Origin of the sequence: Streptomyces sp. NPDC059957 (genome assembly GCF_042730015.1) — a bacterium.
In the GTDB taxonomy this organism is placed as follows: domain Bacteria; phylum Actinomycetota; class Actinomycetes; order Streptomycetales; family Streptomycetaceae; genus Streptomyces.
Map to the genome: position 1 here is coordinate 8999 of NZ_JBHWMB010000060.1, position 18596 is coordinate 27594.

Here is an 18596-nt window from a genome sequence, read left to right on the forward strand (position 1 = left end):
GGGCGGCCTCCTGCTGGCGCCGCACCCGGAAACCGCGCCGCACCCGGCGACGGGTCCGGGGTCGAAGCCCCGGGGTGCCGCGCGGTGCGCGGAAGGTGGCCTCCTGCTGGCGCCGCACCCGGAAACCGCGCCGCACCCGGCAAACGGGTCCGGGGCGAAGCCCCGGGGAACGGGGGAAGGGCGGGTAGGGGACAGCCCCGCAGGGCGCCACTCGGACCCCGTCGGCCCGACGCCAAGGCCCCCGACTCCGCCACCCATGCGCCCAGGCATCGGGGCCGTGGGCCCGGAAGGCGGCACAGCCGCTCCACCGCACCCCGCCGGCCCGGCGCCCCGCCCCGCCCCGCCCCGCGGGACCGGGCACGAGTCCGGCGCCGACCGAGCAGAGCTCCGAGCCCCCAGCGGGACCGGCCCGCCGGGCGCCCACCCCGGGCGCCCACGGGGGACCCCAGGCCCGGGGAGGGCGCACCCCCCGTCGACGGCCCGCCCCAACCGGGCCCCCGCACGACGTGTCCACCCGCCAGTTCGTGCCACAACCCTGGCCCCCGCCCCGCAATCTGACGTACCGTCATCTCCGCCCAGGTGTCACCCCTCGCACCCGTATCCGGAGGTTCGCCATGCCCGCCGACCGGCCCGTTCCGCTCGATGAATACCCAATCCACCAGGCCCCGTTGTCGATGAAGCACCTCGTCACCGGCGACCGCAACGCCTATGACCGCTGCATCTTCCACGTCTTCGACCACGCGGGCCGCGCCGTCCTGATCCTCGGTCTAGGGGTCTACCCCAACGCCGGTGTCATCGACGCCTACGCCACCCTCCGCGTCGGCGACGAACTCCTCGCGGTGCGAGCCTCCGACGCCCTCACCGACGACCGCATGAACCTCTCCGTCGGCCCGCTCCGCATCACCGTCGACGAACCCCTCCGGCAGCTCACCCTCTCCTGCGCCGCCGACCCCGAGGACCCCGACGGGCTCTCGTACGAGATCACCTGGACCGCCGGGTTCCCCGCCGTGTGGGAGCCGCACCACACCCAGCGCCGGGGCGACCGCCTCATCCTCGAAGGCCGCCGCTTCGTCCAGGCGGGGAGCGTCACCGGCACCATCCGCGCCAAGGGCGAGGAATTCATCCTGGACGCAGACTGGACCGGCACCCGCGACCGGAGCTGGGGCGTGCGCCCGATCCCCGGCGAGGAGGGCGGCCGCGCCGCCGAGGAGCACCGGCCCGAGGGCTTCCACTGGCTCTGGATCCCCGTCCGGTTCGAGGACCGCTTCCTGATGGTCATCACCCAGGAGGACGCCGACGGCCACCGGGCCCTCAGCGAGGCCGTCCAGGTGTTCCCCGAGGGCAGCGGCCGCCACGACGTACAGCTCGGCTGGCCGCACACCGACATCCGCTACCGCCCGGGCAGCCGCCACCCCGAGAGCGCCGTCGTCCACCTCACCGACCCGGCCGGCCGCAAGCCCCTGGAACTCGGCGTGGAGATCCTGAACTCCTCCCCGCTCGCCGTCGGCGCCGGCTACCCGCCCGCCTCCGACTGGCAGCACGGCACCTGGCAGGGCCGCGGCTGGACCGACCGCCGCACCTACGACCTCTCCGACCCCACGGCCCACCCCATGGCCGCCTTCGGCGTCACCGACCACTCGGCCCGCTTCACCCTCGAAGGCCGCACCGGCTACGGAATCTTCGAGCACGGCAGCTTCGGCCGCCACGACCCCAGCGGCTTCGCCGACTACAGCTCGGTGGCCCCGTAACCCCGGCCCACCGGACGGAACGCCCACCACCAGCACCTCAACCTCGACCTCGACCTCAACCTCAACAGTCAAGCCAGAGAAGGGGTTTCCCATGGCAGGACCGGCACCGCGCCCCCGTACCTCCACCCGCGAACCCGAGGAGCTGGGCCGGCGCCTCGCCGCCTGGCTCGACACCGAGCTCCCCGGCGCGAAGGTCACCAACATCTCCGTCCCCGGTTCCAACGGGATGTCCAGCGAGACCCTGCTCTTCGACATAGAGCACCCCGACGCCCCGATCCGCGCCTGCGCCCTGCGCCTCGCCGCCGACCCGGCCGCCTACACCGTCTTCCCCACCTACGACATGCCCCGCCAGCACCGGGTCATGAGCCTGGTCGCCACCCACACCGACCTGCCGGTCCCGCGCGTGCAGTGGCTGGAAGAGGACCCCGGCCCGCTCGGGGCACCCTTCTTCGTGATGGCCCGCGCCGAAGGACGCGTACCGCCCGACGTGATGCCCTACACCTACGAGGGGAACTGGCTGCACTCCGCGACCGACGCGCAGCGCGCCGAGCTCCAGGAGTCGAGCATCGCGCTGCTCGCCCGCCTCCACGACCAGTTCCCTTCGGAGGAGGCACGGTTCCTCCTCCCGGAGGGCGACGGAAGCCCGCTGCGCCGACACGTCGAGTCCCAACGCGCCTACTACGACTGGGTGGTGGCGGGGAAGTCCCGATCACCGCTGCTGGAGCGGGCGTTCGCCCGCCTCGAAGAGCTCTGGCCGGACGACGAGGGCGGCCCGGCGGTCCTCAACTGGGGCGACGCGCGCATCGGCAACGTCATCTACCAGAGCGACGGCTTCGAACCGGTGGCCGTGCTCGACTGGGAGATGGCGGCCTGCGCCCCGCGCGAGGTCGACCTGGGCTGGACGGTCTATCTGCACTGCTTCTTCCAGGACCTGACCGTCAGTTTCGGCCAGCCGGGCCTGCCGGGCTTCCTGCGCCGGGAGGACATCGAACGCCGGTACGCCGAACTCACCGGGCACACGCCGCGGGACATGGAGTTCCACACGCTCTACGCCGCCCTGCGGCACGGGATCGTGATGCTGCGCATCGCCTACCGGCAGGCGCACTTCGGCGAGGTCGAGATCCCGGCGGACCCCGACGGCTTGATCCTGCACCATGCCAGCCTCACGGCCATGGTGCAGGGAACGTACTGGTAAACCCCTTGAACCCCCGGCAGTCGCTCGGCCCGGGGATCAGGCGGCCTGCGCGTGCTGGCGCATCTGCGGCATCGCCGCGGGCGCCGGCATCCGCACGGGACGCGAGCCGGGGCCGCCGACGTGCGAGAAGGGCTGCGTGCGCCAGTCCAGCCCCTGGGGCAGTGCCAGGTGGACGACGGGCTCCAGTTCGAGCTCCTGGGCGAGCTCGTCGCCGCCGAACCCGAGGGTGGGAAGCGCGTCGGACGCGGGCCGCCCGGTGCCCGCGCACACCGTGAGCCCGAAGGGGTTCCACGGGGTGAGGCAGAGGGCGTGCTCCGGCAGGAACTCCTCGTCCGCGACGAGGGCGATCGACTGGCCGCAGTCGGGGCAGGTCGCGTGGTGGATCTCGAATCCCTCGGCGTCGTATTCGAGGTACTCGTCGTCGTCGGCGTAACCGCTCTCGACGCTTTCCAGGGGCTCCGGTTCGATGCGACCGGCGCGCTTGGTGTTCAGCATGGATGTACTCCCCCTTGGGTGGGCCGGGCGGGCAGGTTCTTCGGCCACGGCCACCCCAAGCACTTCCCGTCGCGCGGCACGAGTAACCACATCCGGCCGTCGTACGCCCGCTTACCCCTGTGGCCTTGGTCACATGCCTGCCGCAGGTGCCACCTCAATCCGTGGACACGGCTGGGCCTGAACGGTTCGGGGCCGTAAGTTGTGCGGCTATGAGCGCAATGGAGGAGCTGGACCGCCAGATCGTGGATCTGCTCGTGCGGGACGGGCGGATGAGCTACACGGACCTGGGCAAGGCCACCGGACTGTCCACGTCGGCGGTCCATCAGCGAGTACGCCGGCTGGAGCAGCGCGGTGTCATCCGCGGGTACGCGGCCGTCGTGGACCCGGAGGCCGTCGGCCTGCCCCTCACGGCCTTCATCTCGGTCAAGCCCTTCGATCCGAGCGCACCCGACGACATCGCGGACCGGCTGTCCGGGGTCCCCGAGATCGAGGCCTGCCACAGCGTCGCGGGCGACGAGAACTACATCCTCAAGGTCCGCGTGGCCACCCCCCTGGAACTGGAAGACCTCCTGAGCCGCCTGCGCGCCCTGGCCCACGTCTCCACCCGCACGACGGTGGTCCTCTCCACCCCGTACGAGGCCCGCCCGCCCCGGGTGTAATTCCAGCCTCGCCGGCGTTTGAGGCGCGGGGCCCGGGGCGGAGCCCCGGGAGCGACGCCGCGCGGAGAAGGGGTCCGGGGCCCCGGGGAGCGGGGAGGGGCGGGTAGGGGCCCCCGGCCCCCCGCAGAGGGGCCGTGTTCCGCGAGGCGGACCGCACCCGCCAGACTGTCGGCATGACAGACCGCACCGCCGACTCCGCCAACGCCGCCGGAGGCCACCGCGCCACGGACCCCACCCCCACCGCCGGAGGCACCCGTACGGTCCTCCTGCGCGGCGGCGAGGTCCACAGCCCCGCCGATCCCTTCGCCACCGCGATGGTCGTGGAGCGCGGCCACATCGCCTGGGTCGGCTCCGAGGGCGCCGCGGACGCCTTCGCGCAGGGTGTGGACGAGGTCGTCGACCTCGGCGGGGCGCTCGTCACCCCCGCCTTCACCGACGCCCACGTGCACACCACGTCCGCCGGCCTCGCCCTGACCGGCCTGGACCTCTCCACGGCCGCCTCCCTCGCCGAAGCCCTCCAGCGCGTGCGCGCGTACGCGGACGGCCGTCCCGCCGACCGGGTGCTGCTCGGCCACGGCTGGGACGCCGCCCGCTGGCCCGAACGCCGCGCGCCCCGCAGGCAGGAGCTCGACGAGGCCACCGGCGGCCGCCCGCTCTATCTCAGCCGCATCGACGCGCACTCCGCCGTGGTGACCACGGCGCTGCTCCGGCTCGTACCCGAGGCGAGCGCGGCGGCCGACGAGCCGCTGACCCGCGACGCCCACCACGCCGTGCGTCGCGCCGCGCTCGGCGCGCTGACCCCGGCCCAGCGCGCCGAGGCCCAGCGAGCGGCCCTGGACCGGGCCGCTTCCCTCGGGATCGGCTCCGTCCACGAGTGCGGCGGCCCGGAGATCTCCTCGCCGGAGGACTTCGCGGCCCTCCTGGAGCTGGCACGGACCCACCCCGGCCCCCGGGTCTTCGGCTACTGGGCCGACCGGGACCTCGCCCTGGTCGAGGAACTCGGCGCCGTCGGGGCCGCCGGCGACCTCTTCGTCGACGGAGCCCTCGGCTCGCACACCGCCTGCCTGCACGCCCCGTACGCCGACGCGGCCCACACCGGCACCGATTACCTCGACGCGCGGGCCGTCGCCGAACACGTCGCCGCCTGCACCGAGGCGGGCCTCCAGGCGGGCTTCCACGCCATCGGGGACGCCGCGATCACCGCCGTGGTCACCGGGGTCCGGGCCGCCGCCGACAAGGTCGGCCTGGACCGCGTCCGCGCCGCCCGGCACCGCGTCGAGCACGCCGAGATGATGACCCCGGCCACCATCGCCGCCTTCGCCGAGCTCGGCCTCACGGCCTCCGTGCAGCCCGCCTTCGACGCGCTCTGGGGCGGTGAGCAGGGCATGTACGCCGACCGGCTCGGCGCCGACCGCGCCCGCACCCTCAACCCGTACGCGGCCATGCTCAAGGCCGGCGTCCCGCTCGCCTTCGGCTCCGACGCCCCGGTCACCCCGCTCGACCCCTGGGGCACCGTCCGGGCGGCCGCCTTCCACCACACGCCCGCCCACCGCATCTCCGCACGGGCCGCCTTCGCGGCCCACACCCGGGGCGGCTGGCGGGCCCTGGGACGCGACGACGCGGGCATCCTGGTCCCCGGCGCCCCGGCCGACTACGCGGTCTGGGACACGGCCGAACTGGTGGTGCAGGCCCCCGACGACCGGGTCGCCCGCTGGTCCACGGACCCCCGTTCCGGCACCCCCGGACTGCCTGACCTGACCCCCGGCGGAGAGCTGCCGGTCTGCCTGGCCACCGTGGTCGGCGGCCGGGAGGTATTCGTACGCCCACAGGGGTGATCCGGGAGGTCGCGGTTCGGTGAGCGCGGCCGGACCCGGATAGGTTCGGCCGGGTCCACCAGCGGACGTCCCGACCGGACGGAGCCGATCGCACAGCCGCGCCCGCGCCTCGGGGGCGAGGGAAGGTTTCGCCGCAAGGGTGTCCCCCCTGCTCCGAAGGAGCTTGGGGGCGGGTGGCCTCAGATCGGGGCCCTGCGGTCCAGTAGACAACGGTCAGGCGGCCCGCAGCCAGCGGGAGCCGGTCCGGCCCGAAGGACCGCGGGCCCCGATCGCTGTTCTAAAATCATCCTCTGCGACACGACGTACAGGATGTACGAGAACGCAAAAGGGGAATCAGTGAGCGACGGCGGACAGCGAAGCTACGGACCGCTCGGCACGGCCTTGGTGATCATTCCGACCTACAACGAGGCGGAGAACATCGGGCTGATCGTCGGCCGCGTCCGCGCGGCTGTACCCGGGGCCCACGTCCTGGTCGCCGACGACAACAGCCCGGACGGCACCGGAAAGCTCGCCGACGAGCTGGCCGCCGGTGACGACCAGGTCCACGTCCTGCACCGCAAGGGCAAGGAAGGGCTCGGGGCCGCCTACCTGGCGGGCTTCGGGTGGGGCCTGGAGAACGGCTACGGCGTCATCATCGAGATGGACGCCGACGGCTCCCACCAGCCCGAGGAGCTGCCGAGGCTGCTCACCGCCCTGGAGGGCGCCGACCTGGTGCTGGGCTCCCGCTGGGTGCCGGGCGGCCGGGTGGTCAACTGGCCCAAGAGCCGCGAGTTCCTCTCCCGGGGCGGGTCCACGTACTCCCGGCTGATGCTGGGAGTCCCGATCCGCGACGTGACCGGCGGCTACCGCGCCTTCCGCCGCGAGACCCTCGAAGGGCTGGGCCTGGCCGATGTGGCCTCCGCCGGCTACTGCTTCCAGGTCGACCTGGCCCGCAGGGCCGTGCAGAAGGGCTTCCGCGTGGTCGAGGTGCCCATCACCTTCGTCGAGCGCGAGTTCGGCGACAGCAAGATGAGCAAGGACATCGTGGTGGAGGCCCTCTGGCGGGTCACCCAGTGGGGCATCAAGGAGCACGCCGGCAAGCTCTCGGACAAGGTGTCGGACACGCTGACGGGCAAGCGGACGGGCAAGGCCGGGGGCAAGTAGCCCGCGCCGGGCGGTCCGCCACCCCTAGGGGATGTCCGGTACCTCCGGCTGAGGACGTCTTTACGCCGGCCCGGGCACACTGGGGATATGACGACCGGAGTTCCGACCTCTACGGCCCCCCGGCGGCGTTCGCCCGCCCGTACGTACCTTCCCCTGGCCATCGCGGCCTGGTTGATCCTGGAGATCTGGCTGCTCGGCCAGGTCGCCGGGCTGATCGGCGGCGGGGGCGTCGCCCTGCTGCTCGCGGGCGGCCTGGTGCTGGGTGCGGTGGTCATCAAGCGTGCCGGGCGCCGCGCCTTCAAGAACCTGACGGACACCTTCCAGCAGGCCCAGGAGGGCCGTCAGCCGACTGGGCCGCAGCCCGGCAAGCCCGGCACGGGCAACGGCCTGACCATGCTGGCAGGCCTCCTCCTGATGATGCCCGGCCTGATCTCCGACGCGGCCGGTCTGCTGCTCCTGCTCCCGCCCGTCCGCGCCCTGATCGGCCGCAGGGCCGCCCGCTCCCTGGAGCGGAAGATGGCCTCCGCGCCGGCCGGCTCCTTCGGGGACGCGTTCCAGCAGGCCCGGATCCACTACCCGGACGGCAAGGTCGTCCCGGGCGAGGTCATCCACGGCGAGGTCATCCGCGAGGACGGGCCGCAGCGGCCCGACAACGGCCACCGGCCGCCGCTGACCCCCTGAGCCACAGAGCCGGCCCCCTGAGCCACGGACAAAGCCGAGGGGCCCCACCACATTGCGTGGTGGGGCCCCTCGGCTTCGTGCTGTCTTACGGTGCTGCGGTGATGCTCGCCGCTGTGCTGCGTCCGGCTGTCAGGCGGACTTGCGGCTGTCCCGCGGATGCACGGCAATGTTCATGGCGCCGGAACGAAGGACCGCGAGCCTCTCGGCAAGCACTTCCTCCAGCTCCTCGCGGGTGCGCCGCTCCATGAGCATGTCCCAGTGCGTTCGCGCAGGCTTGCCCTTCTTCTCTTCGGGCCCATCCCCGTCAACCAGGAGTGCCATGGCGCCACACGCCTTGCACTCCCACTCCGGCGGAATTTCTGCCTCAACCGAGAACGGCATCTCAAATCGATGTCCGTTCTGGCATGCGTACTCCACCGCCTGGCGCGGGGCCAGATCGATGCCGCGGTCCGTCTCGTAGCTGGTAACCACGAGCCGCGTACCGCGGAGAGCTCGCTCACTCATGAATCGTGCCTCCCGGGCTTGTCGCCCACAGGACAGGTGTCGCTGTCGTCGTCATCCGGTCAACGTCCGGTCGGCGGTATAGATTCCCGCTCCGGGTCATGCGTCGCCCGTCGTACCGCCCCTTGTTGTACCCACCAGTGCCCGTTTTGTCACATCTGGCAGCAGATGTCACCCAACGTCTTCACTTCATAAGCACGCAGTAACGGTCCGCCTGGCAGGCCAAAGGCGTACACTACCGGCCCTTAGCTTGAACGTCGAAATTCGTTCCGAATTCGTGCGGCCGCGGTTCCGCCGGAGCCGGCGGAACCGTCGGATCCGCAGGATCCCCGGTCAGATCCGCTCGGGTACAGGATTCCCCGCCGCCTCCACCGCACGCCGCACCGGCACTCGGGCGAGCAGCACGAAACCCAGTGCGAAGAAGACCACCAACGAGATGATCGCGTCCCGGTAGCTGCCCGTGACCTGGTACGTGAGCCCGAAAACGAGCGGTCCCACCCAGCTCAGCCCCCGGTCGCTCATCTCGTACGCCGAGAAGTACTCGGCCTCCTTGCCCGCCGGGACCAGGTGCGAGAACAGCGAGCGCGACAGCGCCTGGCTGCCGCCCAGCACCAGCCCGATCATCGCGGCGAGTGCGAAGAACCACACCGGGGTCCGGGCCGGCAGGAAGTATCCGGCGGCCAGCGTCACGCCCCAGGCCGCCAGCGATCCGAGAATCGTCCGCTTGGCGCCGTACCGGAGGGCCAGCCGGCCCATCCCCAGCGCACCCGCCACCGCGAGGACCTGGACGAGCAGGATCGCCCCGATGAGGGTGGACTGCTCCAGCTTCAGCTCCTCCGACCCGTAGATCGAGGCCTGGGAGATCACCGTCTGCACGCCGTCGTTGTAGATCAGGTACGCCAGCAGGAACGACAGGGTCAGGGGGTAGCGCCGCATGTCCTTCAGGGTGGCGATGAGCTGCTTCCAGCCGCTGACGGCCGGGGCCGCCCCCGGCTCCCGGACCACGGCGCGGTCCCGCAGCCGGCGCAGCGGAATCAGCGCGAAGGCCCCCCACCACAGGCCCGCGGAGGCCAGGCAGATGCGGATCGCCATGCCCTCGGTGAGACCGAAGGAGTCGTGGCCCATGTAGAGCGCCAGGTTCATCACGAGCATCAGCGAGCCCGAGGTGTACCCGAAGGCCCAGCCGCGCGAGGAGACCGTGTCCCGCTCGTCCGGCGTGGAGATCTGCGGCAGATAGGCGTTGTACAGCACCATCGAGACCGACAGCGAGGCGTTCGCCACGATCAGGAGCAGCCCGCCCAGCAGGTAGCGCTCGCCGGCCAGGAAGAACATCCCGGCCGTCGCCGCCGCCCCCGTGTACGCGGCCACGGCCAGCAGCGGCTTCTTGCGGCCGGTCCGGTCGGCGACCGCCCCCGCCAGCGGCATGAGCAGCACGGCCAGGATCACCGAGGCGGACACCGTGTAGGCGAAGAAGGAACCGGCCCGCACCGGGACGCCCAGCGGATGCACGAAGCCCTCGGCGTCGGCCGCGGCCTTGGCGATCGACGTGAGGTACGGCCCGAGGAACACGGTGAGCACGCTCGCCGAGTACACCGACACCGCGAAGTCGTAGAAGTACCAGCCGCGCTGCTCGCGCTTGCGCGCGGCCGTCGCCGCCGCGGCGGCTCTGCCGTCCTCGGCCCCCGGTTCCGCCTCGTCCGTCGTCTGCGCACTCATCGGTGCCCCCTCGCTGTCCCCGTACCGCTGCGGCCGCCGCCACCTGGCGCGCAGCCGAACGGGCCGGTCAGGCCCAGGCTCCGCGCCGGTCCAGCACCGTGCGCAAGATGTCGATCCGGTCGGTCATGATGCCATCGACTCCCAGGTCCAGGAGAGCCTCCATGCGTTCCGGTTCGTTCACGGTCCACACGTGCACCTGGAGCCCCCGCTCGTGGGCCGTCCGCACGAACCTCCGGTCCACCACGCGAATGCCCGCCTGGGTCTCCGGCACCTGCGCCGCCACCGCGCCCGCGCGCAGCGCCGCGGGGATCGCGTACGACCGCAGCCGCAGCCCGAACACCCCCGCCACCCCGTACGAGGTCGCGAGGCGGGGGCCGGCGATCTTCTGGGCCCGGGCGACCCGGCGCTCGGAGAAGGAACCCACGCACACCCGGTCCCAGACCCCGGTCCGAGCGATCAGGCCGACCAGCGGGTGCACGGCGGACTCGTCCTTGAGGTCCACGTTCCACCGGGCGTCCGGGAACTCCTCCAGCAGGTCCTCGAAGAGCGCGAGGGGCTCGGTCCCGCCGGCCCGGACCTCGCGGATCCGCTTCCACGGCAGCTCCCGGATGCGCCCCTGGCCATCGGTGACCCGGTCCAGGGTGGCGTCGTGGAAGGCGACCAGCTTCCCGTCGGCGCTGGCGTGCACATCGGTCTCGAAGTACCGGTAGCCCGCGGCGGCGGCCCGCCGGAAGGCCGCGGCGGTGTTCTCCAGCCCGTCCGCTGCCCCACCGCGGTGCGCGAAGGGGATGGGACCGGGGTGGTCGAGGTAGGGGTGGGGTTGGCGTACATGCGTCACCGCGGCAGTATGCCCCCTGCTCCCGCCGGTGCGGGAGTGCCCCGATGGCCGCCCGGTGAACGGCCCGCCGGATCAGTTCCGCAGCACCCATGGATCTACGCCGGAGTACACGTACGCGGCCCGGTACCGCGGGGCGTCGTAGTACCGCGCCTCACCCCGCTGGACCGCCACCAGCGAGTCCGGCCCCCGCCACCCGGAATGGCGCGGGGGAAGAGGTCGAGGGTCATCCTCCGGACGCTACAGGCGGGCCCGATTCCTGGGCCTGCCCATTTCGGGCGGAGGACTCCGTGGCACCCTGGACCCCGTAGAACCAATCCAATGCAGGCCCGCGCGGGCCGGCAGAGGCCAATTCGACGAAGGTGGACCGGACGACATGGCGCAGTGGACCTCGGCCGTCGGTGCCGCACAGCTCGGCCGGCTCATCACCTCACAGCAGGGCCGGACCGCCGCGCCCGGCGGGCGCAAGCTGCCCGCGTACCGCACGCTCGCCGACGGCGTACGCCTGCTCGTCCTCGAAGGCCGCATCCCCGTGGCCGCCCGGCTCCCCGCCGAGCGGGAACTGGCCGTCGCGCTCTCCGTCAGCCGCACCACCGTCGCCGCCGCCTACGAGGCCCTGCGCGGCGAGGGGTTCCTCGAATCCCGCCGGGGCGCGGGCAGCTGGACCTCGGTGCCCGCCGGCAACCCCATGCCGGCCCGCGGCCTGGAGCCCCTGCCCCCCGAGTCCCTCGGCTCGATGATCGACCTCGGCTGCGCCGCGCTCCCGGCCCCCGAGCCCTGGCTCACCAAGGCCGTCCAGGGCGCCCTGGAGGAGCTCCCGCCGTACGCCCACACCCACGGGGACTACCCGGCCGGCCTGCCCGCGCTGCGCCGCATGCTCGCCGACCGCTACACCGAGCGCGGCATCCCGACCATGCCCGAGCAGATCATGGTCACCACGGGCGCGATGGGCGCCATCGACGCCATCTGCAGCCTCTTCGCGGGGCGCGGCGAGCGGATCGCCGTCGAATCCCCCTCCTACGCCAACATCCTCCAGCTCATGCGCGCCGCCGGGGTCCGCCTGGTGCCCGTCGCCATGGGGGAGGGGCTGAGCGGCTGGGACATGGACGTCTGGCGCCAGGTGCTGCGCGACTCCGCCCCCCGCCTGGCCTACGTGGTCGCCGACTTCCACAACCCGACCGGGGCCCTGGCCTCCGACGAGCAGCGCCGCGCGATGGTCGAGGCGGCCCGCTCGGCCGGTACCGTCCTCGTCGCCGACGAGACCATGGTCGAGCTCCAGTTCGACCCGGTGATGGAGATGCCCCGCCCCGTCTGTTCCTTCGACCCGGCCGGCTCCACCGTCATCACCGTCGGCTCCGCGAGCAAGGCCTTCTGGGCCGGGATGCGCATCGGCTGGGTCCGCGCGGCCCCCGACGTCATCCGCAGCCTGGTGGCCGCACGCGCCTACGCAGACCTGGGCACCCCCGTGCTGGAACAGCTCGCGGTGGACTGGCTGATGCGCACCGGAGGCTGGGAGAAGGCCGTGGAGATCCGCCGCGACCAGGCCCGCGAGAACCGGGACGCCCTGGTGGCGGCGGTCCGCCGGGAGCTGCCGGACTGGGAGTTCCGGGTCCCGCTCGGCGGCCTGACGCTGTGGGCCCGCGCGGGCGGGCTCTCCGGTTCCCGGCTGGCCGAGGTGGGGGAGCGGGTCGGAGTGCGGGTCCCCTCGGGGCCGCGGTTCGGTGTCGACGGGGCCTTCGAGGGGTACGTCCGGCTCCCCTTCACCGTCGGCGGGCCGGTGGCCGAGGAAGCGGCGGCCCGGCTGGCCGCCGCGGCCCGGCTGGTGGCCACGGGAGCGGGCGGCGGCGGGGCGGAGCCGCCGCGCACCTTCGTCGCGTAGGAGCGGGAAAGGTCCGGAAGGGACGCCCTACGGGGCGTCCGCCGGGACCTCGGGGATCTCGGACGCGTCGATCGCCGGGGCCTGTGCCTGGGCGGGCGGCTGGACGATGTGCAGCGGCTTGCCGAGCGTGACGTGGTCCGGGACGGGCTTGGGCGGTGCCTGCCGCTCGGGCAGCAGGTCCAGTACCGCCTGCCGGTGCCCCGGGTGGGTGGCGTCGTCGTACGGGTCCGGCGTGGCCGGCACCTGGAGCCGGTGCACGGGGCCGGCGCCGAGCCGGGCGTACCCGCGTCCGGGCGGCAGTACGGCCGTCGGCGTGGTGTGCGGGGGCAGCCCCAGCACATCGGCGATCTGCTGGATCGTGGCGGCTCCGAGCACCACGCGGGCCCTCGTGTGCTGCCAGACGGAGTCGTTCAGCAGCTCCAGGTGGTCGAACTGCTCGGCCACCACCACGGTGACGTGCGCGGCGCGCCCGTGCCGCAGCGGCACCTGGAGCTGCGCGATCGGATCGGGGGCGCCCTCGGCGACGGCCAGGTGGGCCAGCACGCTGGGCCGGTCGAGCAGGATCCACAGCGGGCGGCGGGTGTCCTCGGGCGCGGGCCGGCCGGCTTCGCGGGCCCGGTGGGTGGCGATCAGGCGCCGCTCGGTCTCGCGGGCGGCCCATTCCAGGGTGGCCAGCGCCCCGGTCGGCCCGCACTCCACGGCGAGGACTCCGGTGCGGCCCAGGAGGCAGGAGTACTCGCCGGTGCCGCCGCCCTCCACGATCAGGACGTCGCCCCCGTGCCGCAGGGCCTGCAGGGCGACGGAGCGCAGCAGCGTGGAGGTACCGCTGCCGGGCTGGCCCACGGCCAGCAGGTGGGGCTCGGCGGAACGGGCGCCGGTGCGCCAGATGACCGGCGGCACGTCCCGGGGCTCGTCGCCTTCCAGGACGGGCAGGGTGCGCTGCACGGTGCCGGTGTCGGTGAAGCCGAGCACGGTCTCACCGGGGGAGGTGACGAAGGGCTGGGCGGCGATACCTGTGGGCAGCGCCGCCAGCACGCTCAGGTCGAGCTGGTTTCCCTCCTCGTCCCAGTCGAAGAGATACTCCCGTCCGCGCCCGGACTTGGCGTGCAGCAGTGCCTCGATCCGGGCCCTGGAGGCGGCCTCGCCGTCGGTGAAGTAGGCCGGGTAGCGGATGTGGAGCCGGGTGACACGGCCCGCCTCGTCGAACTCGTAGCCGCTGAAGGCCTTGTCCCACTCCCCGCCGTGGGCGAAGAGGGGGCTCGGGTCCTCCGGGATGGAGAAGTACGGCACGAGGGCTTCGTAGAGGGAGCCGAGCCGTTCGGTCTCGGCATCGCTGGGCCCGGTCTTCACCGGGGTGCGGTCGCGTCCCTGCCAGGCCGCCGCCGCCATGAGGGTGATCAGGGCGGTGAGGGGACCGTAGGGGACGAGCGCGACCACGAGGATGCAGGCGGCCCCCAGGAACAGCGCGGGACCACGCTTGTCCTTGGGGGTGTCGCACCACTTGCGCCGTCCGGCCGAGGCCAGGACGCGCAGGCCCCGTCCGATGATGAGGAGCGGATGGAGGACGTCCGTGGCGCTGTCGGCGGCCGTGCGAGCGAAGTCGCGGCCCCGGGTCAGCGACACGGTGCCGCTGCTGAGGATGCGGGGAAGTGGGCGCCGGGCCACGGGCGTCTCCTGGAGTTGTGGATGCTTCGGGGTGGGTGCCGGGGCCGGGCGCTAGAGCTTGATCCCGCCGAGAAGGCTCGCGAGGCTCGCCGTGCTCGCCGTGATGCTGGGGGCGATGGCGGAGCCGGCGAGGAAGAAGCCGAAGAGGGCGCACACGAACGCGTGCGTCAGCTTCATGCCGTCCTTCTTGAAGAACAGGAAGCAGATGATGCCGAGCAGGACGACACCTGAGATGGACAGGACCATGAGTCAGTTCTCCTGGTGGGTGGGGACAGTCACCATCAGTTCTTCCAGGCTCACAGCAAGTATCAATGCGATAAAAGGTGCATATGGGTGAATCCATTAATTTTTCACTTGACCGGCCCATCCCGGCTGGCGCGCCTGACGGGATGGGGGCACGGGGGCCGCAGGGTGATCATTGCCTCGGCCCGCGCCGCTCATGTGCAGGTCCGGGCGTTACTCTGACGCTTCACCCGTACGGACGCAGTGCCGTGCGCAGCCCTGCCCGTGAAAGGCGGTACGACCGATGAGTGAGCACGTCGAGAACGGCTCCCAGGCCTCCCAGGACTCTCCGGCCTCCCAGGACTCTCCGGGCGTTCCCGACGAGGACGTCGTCGAACTGGCCACCAAGATCTTCGACCTCGCCCGCCGTGGTGAGACCGAGACCCTCGCCGCGTACGTCGACGCGGGCGTCCCGGCGAACCTCACCAACGACCGCGGCGACACCCTCGTCATGCTCGCCGCCTACCACGGCCACGCCGACGCCGTCACGGCCCTGCTGGCCCGCGGAGCCGAGGCCGACCGCGCCAACGACCGCGGCCAGACCCCGCTCGCCGGCGCCGTCTTCAAGGGCGAGGAGGCCGTCATCCGCGCGCTGCTCGCCGGAGGCGCCGACCCGAACGCCGGAACGCCCTCCGCCGTGGACACGGCCCGCATGTTCGCCAAGGCCGACCTGCTGGAACTTTTCGGAGCCAAGTAGTCCGTTTTTGGCCGCTCCCTGGCCGGTTCTGGGCTGGTCCAGACCTCACGGGTTGGTCACGGCGGCCTTAAATGTGGTCGCGGCGCACAAACCGCCTGGGTCATCATGGCGTCGGATTCGATTCGCGGACAGGACGGACGGGCAGGAGCGGGCAGGACACAACGGGTGTCCGACCCCCACTCCTGCCGGGGGACCGCCGCCCTGGCCGAGAACACCGACGAGAGTGAGAAGGCAATGGTCTACATCGAGCGGAACCAGACGGCGGACGTCCTCACATGCTGTTACGCGGCCCTGTGAATTCCGATTCCCGGTTGCGTCCCCAGCTTGATTTGAGGCCATTCCCATGTTCGAACCAGTCATAGCGCCGAGCGGCACCCTGCTCGGGCTCCTGCAGCGCGGCCGCGGCGACGGCACGCTGCACGCACTCGCGGCGCCCAGGGCCGAGGCCCTCGCGGCGCTCAACCTCTGCGTGGCCGGCGATCCGCGCCAGGACTGGCAGGTCGAGAACCGCTCCCTGTACTACGCACGCCTGTACCTGGACCTCGACGGCCCCCTGGGCGAGATCGAAGCCCACCTCCTCAGCGTCGACGACCTCGTCGACGAGGACGACCGCCGCACGGGCCTCGCCCTGTCCGTCCTGGGCCACCTGGCCTCGTACGGCCGCGACGACGCGCTCATGCTGCTGCGCCGCTACGCCGCCACGGGCGCCAACTGGGCCTGGGCCCTCGACGAACTCGCCCTGCGCGACGACGACGAGGGGCTGCGCTCACTGGCCTCCCCCGTCCTCGCCCGGTTCCCCGCCACCGCCGAGGGTGAGGCGCGGCTCGCCGCCGCCGTCCGCGACGCCTACGAGCCCAGGCCCTGGTGCCTGTGGGAAGAGGGCCCCGCCTATGGCGAACGGCTGCGCGCAGCCCGCCAGCAGGGCTCCTTCGACCGCTGGCAGCGCCAGCTCACCCCCCGCGGCCCCCAGCCCGGCTGGGGCGTCCAGGCCGTCTTCGACTGGGCCGCCGACGGACTGCGCCGGGGCACCCCCCTGCACGTCCCGGCCGCCCGCTGCCTCGCCGCCGTCGCCACCCCCGAAGACCGCTCCGCGATCCTGGCGGCCGCCGCCGGCGCGTCCGGAGAGGCCGCCCGCGCCACCGCGCTGCCCCACCTGGTCCTCGCCGAGCCGGAGAACCCGGCCGTACTGGACCTCATCGAAGCCGCCGGCGACGAGCCGGCCGTAGCCGCCTACGAGCGCATGTGCGGCCCCGCCGCCGTCGAGCGGGCCCGACGCTGGGTCCAGCGCCCCGACGCCCTGGGAACGGCCGCAGGGACCCTCCTGGCCGCCCGCGGCGGAATCGAGGACGCCCCCCTCGTCCTCGGTGCCCTGCGCTCCACCGTCCGCGGCTCCGGCCCGGACTCGACGCCTCTGTTCACCCTGGTCGACGGAGCCGGCAGGCTCCGCATCGACTGCGCGGCGCCGGTACTGCGCCACATCTACCGCGAGACGGCCTCCTCCCACCTGCGGGGCCGCGCCGCGCGGGCCCTGGCGGCGACGGACCCCTCCTTCGCGGCGGGCTTCGCCGTCGAGTGCCTGTGGGACTGCGAGGAGACCACCAGGGAGGTGGCCGCCCGCCACGCCGAGACGGCCGACGCCCGAGTGGCCCCCCGCCTGCGCAGGCTGGCCGCGGACCCGGCCGAGGAAGAGGACGTCCAGTCGGCGGTACGGAGCCGGATCGCTCCGGAGTCGGCCGTGTAGCCGCGGAGCCGCGCACCCCTCCGGAGTCGGCCGTGTAGCCGCGGAGCCGCGCACCCCTCCGGAGTCGGCCGTGTAGCCGCGGAGCCCCACCCCCCCCAGAAACCCCCCCCCCCCCCGGCCAGAGAAACGGACCGGGGCCCCGCTGTCGGTTGCCGACCGTCGGGCTACGGCTTGCGCGGAGGGCTCGTCGACGGGCTCGCCGTGGCGGTTCCGCCCGTCCGGGCCTCCTTCTCGCGCTGCTCCTTCGAGACCCGCTGCTTGTCCTTGAGCACCGCGGCCTCCTTCGGGCTCAGGGTCCGCTTGGGGGCCTGGGCGGGGTCGGCGTAGACGGGTACGCAGGACGGCACCTTCGACGTCTCGACGGCGCCGAAGCCGACCGGGTGGACGTCCGAGGCGTCCACGGGCGTGCTCACCACCAGCGTGTGGCCCGGCGGCACGGTCTCCGGGGTGATCATCATCTGTGCGGACTCGTCCCGGGCGCCGGCGAACTCGCCCCCGCCCTCCCCGGGAGTGAGCCCCTGCGGGTAGGCCACGCTCGACGGGCACTGCTCCGAAGGTTTGCGCGGCACCACCGCCACCGTGATCCCCAGCTCCCGCAGCTCGCGGGCCGTCCCGTCGACCCCGTCCGGGTGGAAGATGTGAACCGAGATGGTGCCGTCGTCGTTTCGGGACACGGCGTACGCGGGCGACGTACCGCCGCCGTCGCCGAGCACCGGCAAGGCCACCAGACCCGCGACCGCCGCCGCCACCGCGCCGAGGGCCATCGGGATCCGGTAGCGCCGGGCGGTTGACCGGGAAGGGGCGGCGGCGGGGGGCTGGTCCGCGGCGATGGCCATGAGCTCGGCCTTCAGCCGCTCCTCGAACGCGTTGGGCCTGCTGCTCATCGGACTACCTCCAAGTGCGGTTCCGGGGTGGGGAACGGGGCGGGTTCGGTGGCGCGCAGGGCGCGCCGGGCACGGTGCAGGCGCACGCGGACCGTCGTCGTGGTGACGCCCAGGGCCTGCGCCGCCTCCGCCGGCGTGAGGCCGTCGACGACGACCAGGTCGAGCGCCGCGCGCAGCGGCTCGGACAGGGCGGCGTGCCGCTCGGCGACGGCCCGGTAGGCCCGCTCCGCGTCGATCCGCTCCTCCAGCGCGGCCACGTCCTCGTCGTCGAGGAGCCTGCGGCCGCTGAGCCGGGCCAGGGCGCCGCTCTCGCGGGCCAGACCGCGGGCGTGGCCCGACAGGACATTGCGGGCGATGCCGAACAGCCAGGCGACCGGCACGCCCCGGTCGGGCCGGTAGCCGCCCGCCGACCCCATCGCCGCGAGGAAGACGTCCGCCGTCAGGTCCGCCGCCGCGTGCGGATCGGCGACCCGGCGGGTGACGAAGCCGAGGACGGCGTCGACGTGCTCCTCGTAGAACCTGCCGAACCCCTCGGGCGTGGTGAGATCCGGTGGCCCGGCCTCCCCTGATGGGTTTCGCACCCGTTTCCTCCCCGGTGTGTGGGGCCCCTGCGGCCCCGTTCACCCGTACTTGGCATCTG

18 protein-coding genes are annotated in these 18596 nt (G+C 73.1%); 10 read left to right on the top strand and 8 right to left on the bottom strand.

Features of this window, described 5'->3' with window-relative positions; all coding sequences use genetic code 11:
- The first annotated feature begins 614 nt into the window (after nt 1-614).
- Nucleotides 615-1748 (top strand): hypothetical protein, encoded by a 1134-nt coding sequence (locus ACFWBW_RS31130; protein ID WP_385379493.1) that lies wholly within the window; start codon nt 615-617, stop codon nt 1746-1748.
- Between the two features lie 91 nt (nt 1749-1839).
- A complete protein-coding gene (locus ACFWBW_RS31135) occupies nt 1840-2943 on the top strand; it encodes a phosphotransferase family protein (protein ID WP_385379496.1) in 1104 nt (367 codons plus the stop codon).
- A gap of 36 nt (nt 2944-2979) precedes the next feature.
- On the opposite strand, the gene ACFWBW_RS31140 is transcribed toward ACFWBW_RS31135, so the two are convergent.
- Entirely contained in the window at nt 2980-3438 is a 459-nt protein-coding gene (locus tag ACFWBW_RS31140) for a hypothetical protein (protein WP_385379499.1), read from the bottom strand.
- Nucleotides 3439-3656: 218 nt separating this feature from the next.
- Here ACFWBW_RS31140 and ACFWBW_RS31145 point away from each other — a divergent pair, with 218 nt between their 5' ends.
- The 4 genes from ACFWBW_RS31145 to fxsA all read left to right on the top strand — a co-directional run bounded on the left by ACFWBW_RS31145 (nt 3657) and on the right by fxsA (nt 7756).
- On the top strand, nt 3657-4097 hold the full coding sequence (locus ACFWBW_RS31145; RefSeq protein WP_327309536.1) for an Lrp/AsnC family transcriptional regulator: 441 nt from the start codon (nt 3657-3659) through the stop codon (nt 4095-4097).
- A 173-nt stretch (nt 4098-4270) separates the two neighbouring features.
- Complete coding sequence (locus ACFWBW_RS31150; protein ID WP_385379501.1) at nt 4271-5932, top strand: amidohydrolase; 1662 nt, start codon at nt 4271-4273, stop codon at nt 5930-5932.
- A 309-nt stretch (nt 5933-6241) separates the two neighbouring features.
- Nucleotides 6242-7075 (top strand): polyprenol monophosphomannose synthase, encoded by an 834-nt coding sequence (locus ACFWBW_RS31155; RefSeq protein ID WP_385379504.1) that lies wholly within the window; start codon nt 6242-6244, stop codon nt 7073-7075.
- A gap of 87 nt (nt 7076-7162) precedes the next feature.
- Nucleotides 7163-7756, top strand: coding sequence for an FxsA family membrane protein (gene fxsA / locus ACFWBW_RS31160; RefSeq protein ID WP_385379507.1), 594 nt, complete (start codon nt 7163-7165; stop codon nt 7754-7756).
- Between the two features lie 129 nt (nt 7757-7885).
- On the opposite strand, the gene ACFWBW_RS31165 is transcribed toward fxsA, so the two are convergent.
- The 3 genes from ACFWBW_RS31165 to ACFWBW_RS31175 form a co-directional block, all read right to left on the bottom strand.
- On the bottom strand, nt 7886-8260 hold the full coding sequence (locus tag ACFWBW_RS31165; protein WP_007262928.1) for an RNA polymerase-binding protein RbpA: 375 nt from the start codon (nt 8258-8260) through the stop codon (nt 7886-7888).
- 330 nt (nt 8261-8590) lie between these two features.
- A complete protein-coding gene (locus ACFWBW_RS31170; RefSeq protein ID WP_385379510.1) occupies nt 8591-9973 on the bottom strand; it encodes an MFS transporter in 1383 nt (460 codons plus the stop codon).
- Between the two features lie 67 nt (nt 9974-10040).
- Nucleotides 10041-10811 carry a glycerophosphodiester phosphodiesterase gene (locus ACFWBW_RS31175; protein WP_385379513.1) on the bottom strand — a complete coding sequence of 257 codons (771 nt, stop codon included), beginning with the start codon at nt 10809-10811 and terminating at the stop codon, nt 10041-10043.
- Between the two features lie 373 nt (nt 10812-11184).
- Between ACFWBW_RS31175 and ACFWBW_RS31180 the strand changes: the two genes are divergently transcribed.
- On the top strand, nt 11185-12687 hold the full coding sequence (locus ACFWBW_RS31180) for a PLP-dependent aminotransferase family protein (protein WP_385379516.1): 1503 nt from the start codon (nt 11185-11187) through the stop codon (nt 12685-12687).
- Nucleotides 12688-12714: 27 nt separating this feature from the next.
- Here the strand turns inward: ACFWBW_RS31180 and ACFWBW_RS31185 are convergent, their stop codons facing one another.
- Nucleotides 12715-14352, bottom strand: coding sequence for a hypothetical protein (locus tag ACFWBW_RS31185; RefSeq protein ID WP_385379519.1), 1638 nt, complete (start codon nt 14350-14352; stop codon nt 12715-12717).
- A gap of 51 nt (nt 14353-14403) precedes the next feature.
- Nucleotides 14404-14598, bottom strand: coding sequence for a hypothetical protein (locus ACFWBW_RS31190; RefSeq protein WP_007262923.1), 195 nt, complete (start codon nt 14596-14598; stop codon nt 14404-14406).
- A gap of 280 nt (nt 14599-14878) precedes the next feature.
- On the opposite strand from ACFWBW_RS31190, the gene ACFWBW_RS31195 reads away from it, so the two are divergent.
- The 3 genes from ACFWBW_RS31195 to ACFWBW_RS31205 all read left to right on the top strand — a co-directional run bounded on the left by ACFWBW_RS31195 (nt 14879) and on the right by ACFWBW_RS31205 (nt 17072).
- A complete protein-coding gene (locus ACFWBW_RS31195; protein WP_385379521.1) occupies nt 14879-15331 on the top strand; it encodes an ankyrin repeat domain-containing protein in 453 nt (150 codons plus the stop codon).
- Between the two features lie 165 nt (nt 15332-15496).
- On the top strand, nt 15497-15628 hold the full coding sequence (locus ACFWBW_RS31200; protein WP_385379524.1) for a hypothetical protein: 132 nt from the start codon (nt 15497-15499) through the stop codon (nt 15626-15628).
- Nucleotides 15629-15674: 46 nt separating this feature from the next.
- The gene (locus tag ACFWBW_RS31205) at nt 15675-17072 is read left to right on the top strand and encodes a HEAT repeat domain-containing protein (protein WP_385379527.1); all 1398 of its coding nucleotides are present in this window, start codon (nt 15675-15677) and stop codon (nt 17070-17072) included.
- 164 nt (nt 17073-17236) lie between these two features.
- Here ACFWBW_RS31205 and ACFWBW_RS31210 read toward each other — a convergent pair whose 3' ends face one another.
- Nucleotides 17237-17956 (bottom strand): hypothetical protein, encoded by a 720-nt coding sequence (locus tag ACFWBW_RS31210; RefSeq protein ID WP_385379530.1) that lies wholly within the window; start codon nt 17954-17956, stop codon nt 17237-17239.
- The gene (locus ACFWBW_RS31215; protein WP_385379532.1) at nt 17953-18537 is read right to left on the bottom strand and encodes an RNA polymerase sigma factor; all 585 of its coding nucleotides are present in this window, start codon (nt 18535-18537) and stop codon (nt 17953-17955) included. Before ACFWBW_RS31215 ends, ACFWBW_RS31210 begins: the two co-directional genes overlap by 4 nt.
- Nucleotides 18538-18596: the final 59 nt, after the last annotated feature.

What these genes read in the sequence shown, in the direction of transcription:
- ACFWBW_RS31130 (WP_385379493.1), top strand. Translation starts at nt 615, where the DNA reads ATGCCCGCCGACCGGCCCGTTCCGCTCGATGAATACCCAATCCACCAG.
- ACFWBW_RS31135 (WP_385379496.1), top strand. Translation starts at nt 1,840, where the DNA reads ATGGCAGGACCGGCACCGCGCCCCCGTACCTCCACCCGCGAACCCGAG.
- ACFWBW_RS31140 (WP_385379499.1), bottom strand. Translation starts at nt 3,438, where the DNA reads ATGCTGAACACCAAGCGCGCCGGTCGCATCGAACCGGAGCCCCTGGAA.
- ACFWBW_RS31145 (WP_327309536.1), top strand. Translation starts at nt 3,657, where the DNA reads ATGGAGGAGCTGGACCGCCAGATCGTGGATCTGCTCGTGCGGGACGGG.
- ACFWBW_RS31150 (WP_385379501.1), top strand. Translation starts at nt 4,271, where the DNA reads ATGACAGACCGCACCGCCGACTCCGCCAACGCCGCCGGAGGCCACCGC.
- ACFWBW_RS31155 (WP_385379504.1), top strand. Translation starts at nt 6,242, where the DNA reads ATGTACGAGAACGCAAAAGGGGAATCAGTGAGCGACGGCGGACAGCGA.
- fxsA (WP_385379507.1), top strand. Translation starts at nt 7,163, where the DNA reads ATGACGACCGGAGTTCCGACCTCTACGGCCCCCCGGCGGCGTTCGCCC.
- ACFWBW_RS31165 (WP_007262928.1), bottom strand. Translation starts at nt 8,260, where the DNA reads ATGAGTGAGCGAGCTCTCCGCGGTACGCGGCTCGTGGTTACCAGCTAC.
- ACFWBW_RS31170 (WP_385379510.1), bottom strand. Translation starts at nt 9,973, where the DNA reads ATGAGTGCGCAGACGACGGACGAGGCGGAACCGGGGGCCGAGGACGGC.
- ACFWBW_RS31180 (WP_385379516.1), top strand. Translation starts at nt 11,185, where the DNA reads ATGGCGCAGTGGACCTCGGCCGTCGGTGCCGCACAGCTCGGCCGGCTC.
- ACFWBW_RS31190 (WP_007262923.1), bottom strand. Translation starts at nt 14,598, where the DNA reads ATGGTCCTGTCCATCTCAGGTGTCGTCCTGCTCGGCATCATCTGCTTC.
- ACFWBW_RS31195 (WP_385379521.1), top strand. Translation starts at nt 14,879, where the DNA reads ATGAGTGAGCACGTCGAGAACGGCTCCCAGGCCTCCCAGGACTCTCCG.
- ACFWBW_RS31205 (WP_385379527.1), top strand. Translation starts at nt 15,675, where the DNA reads ATGTTCGAACCAGTCATAGCGCCGAGCGGCACCCTGCTCGGGCTCCTG.
- ACFWBW_RS31210 (WP_385379530.1), bottom strand. Translation starts at nt 17,956, where the DNA reads ATGAGCAGCAGGCCCAACGCGTTCGAGGAGCGGCTGAAGGCCGAGCTC.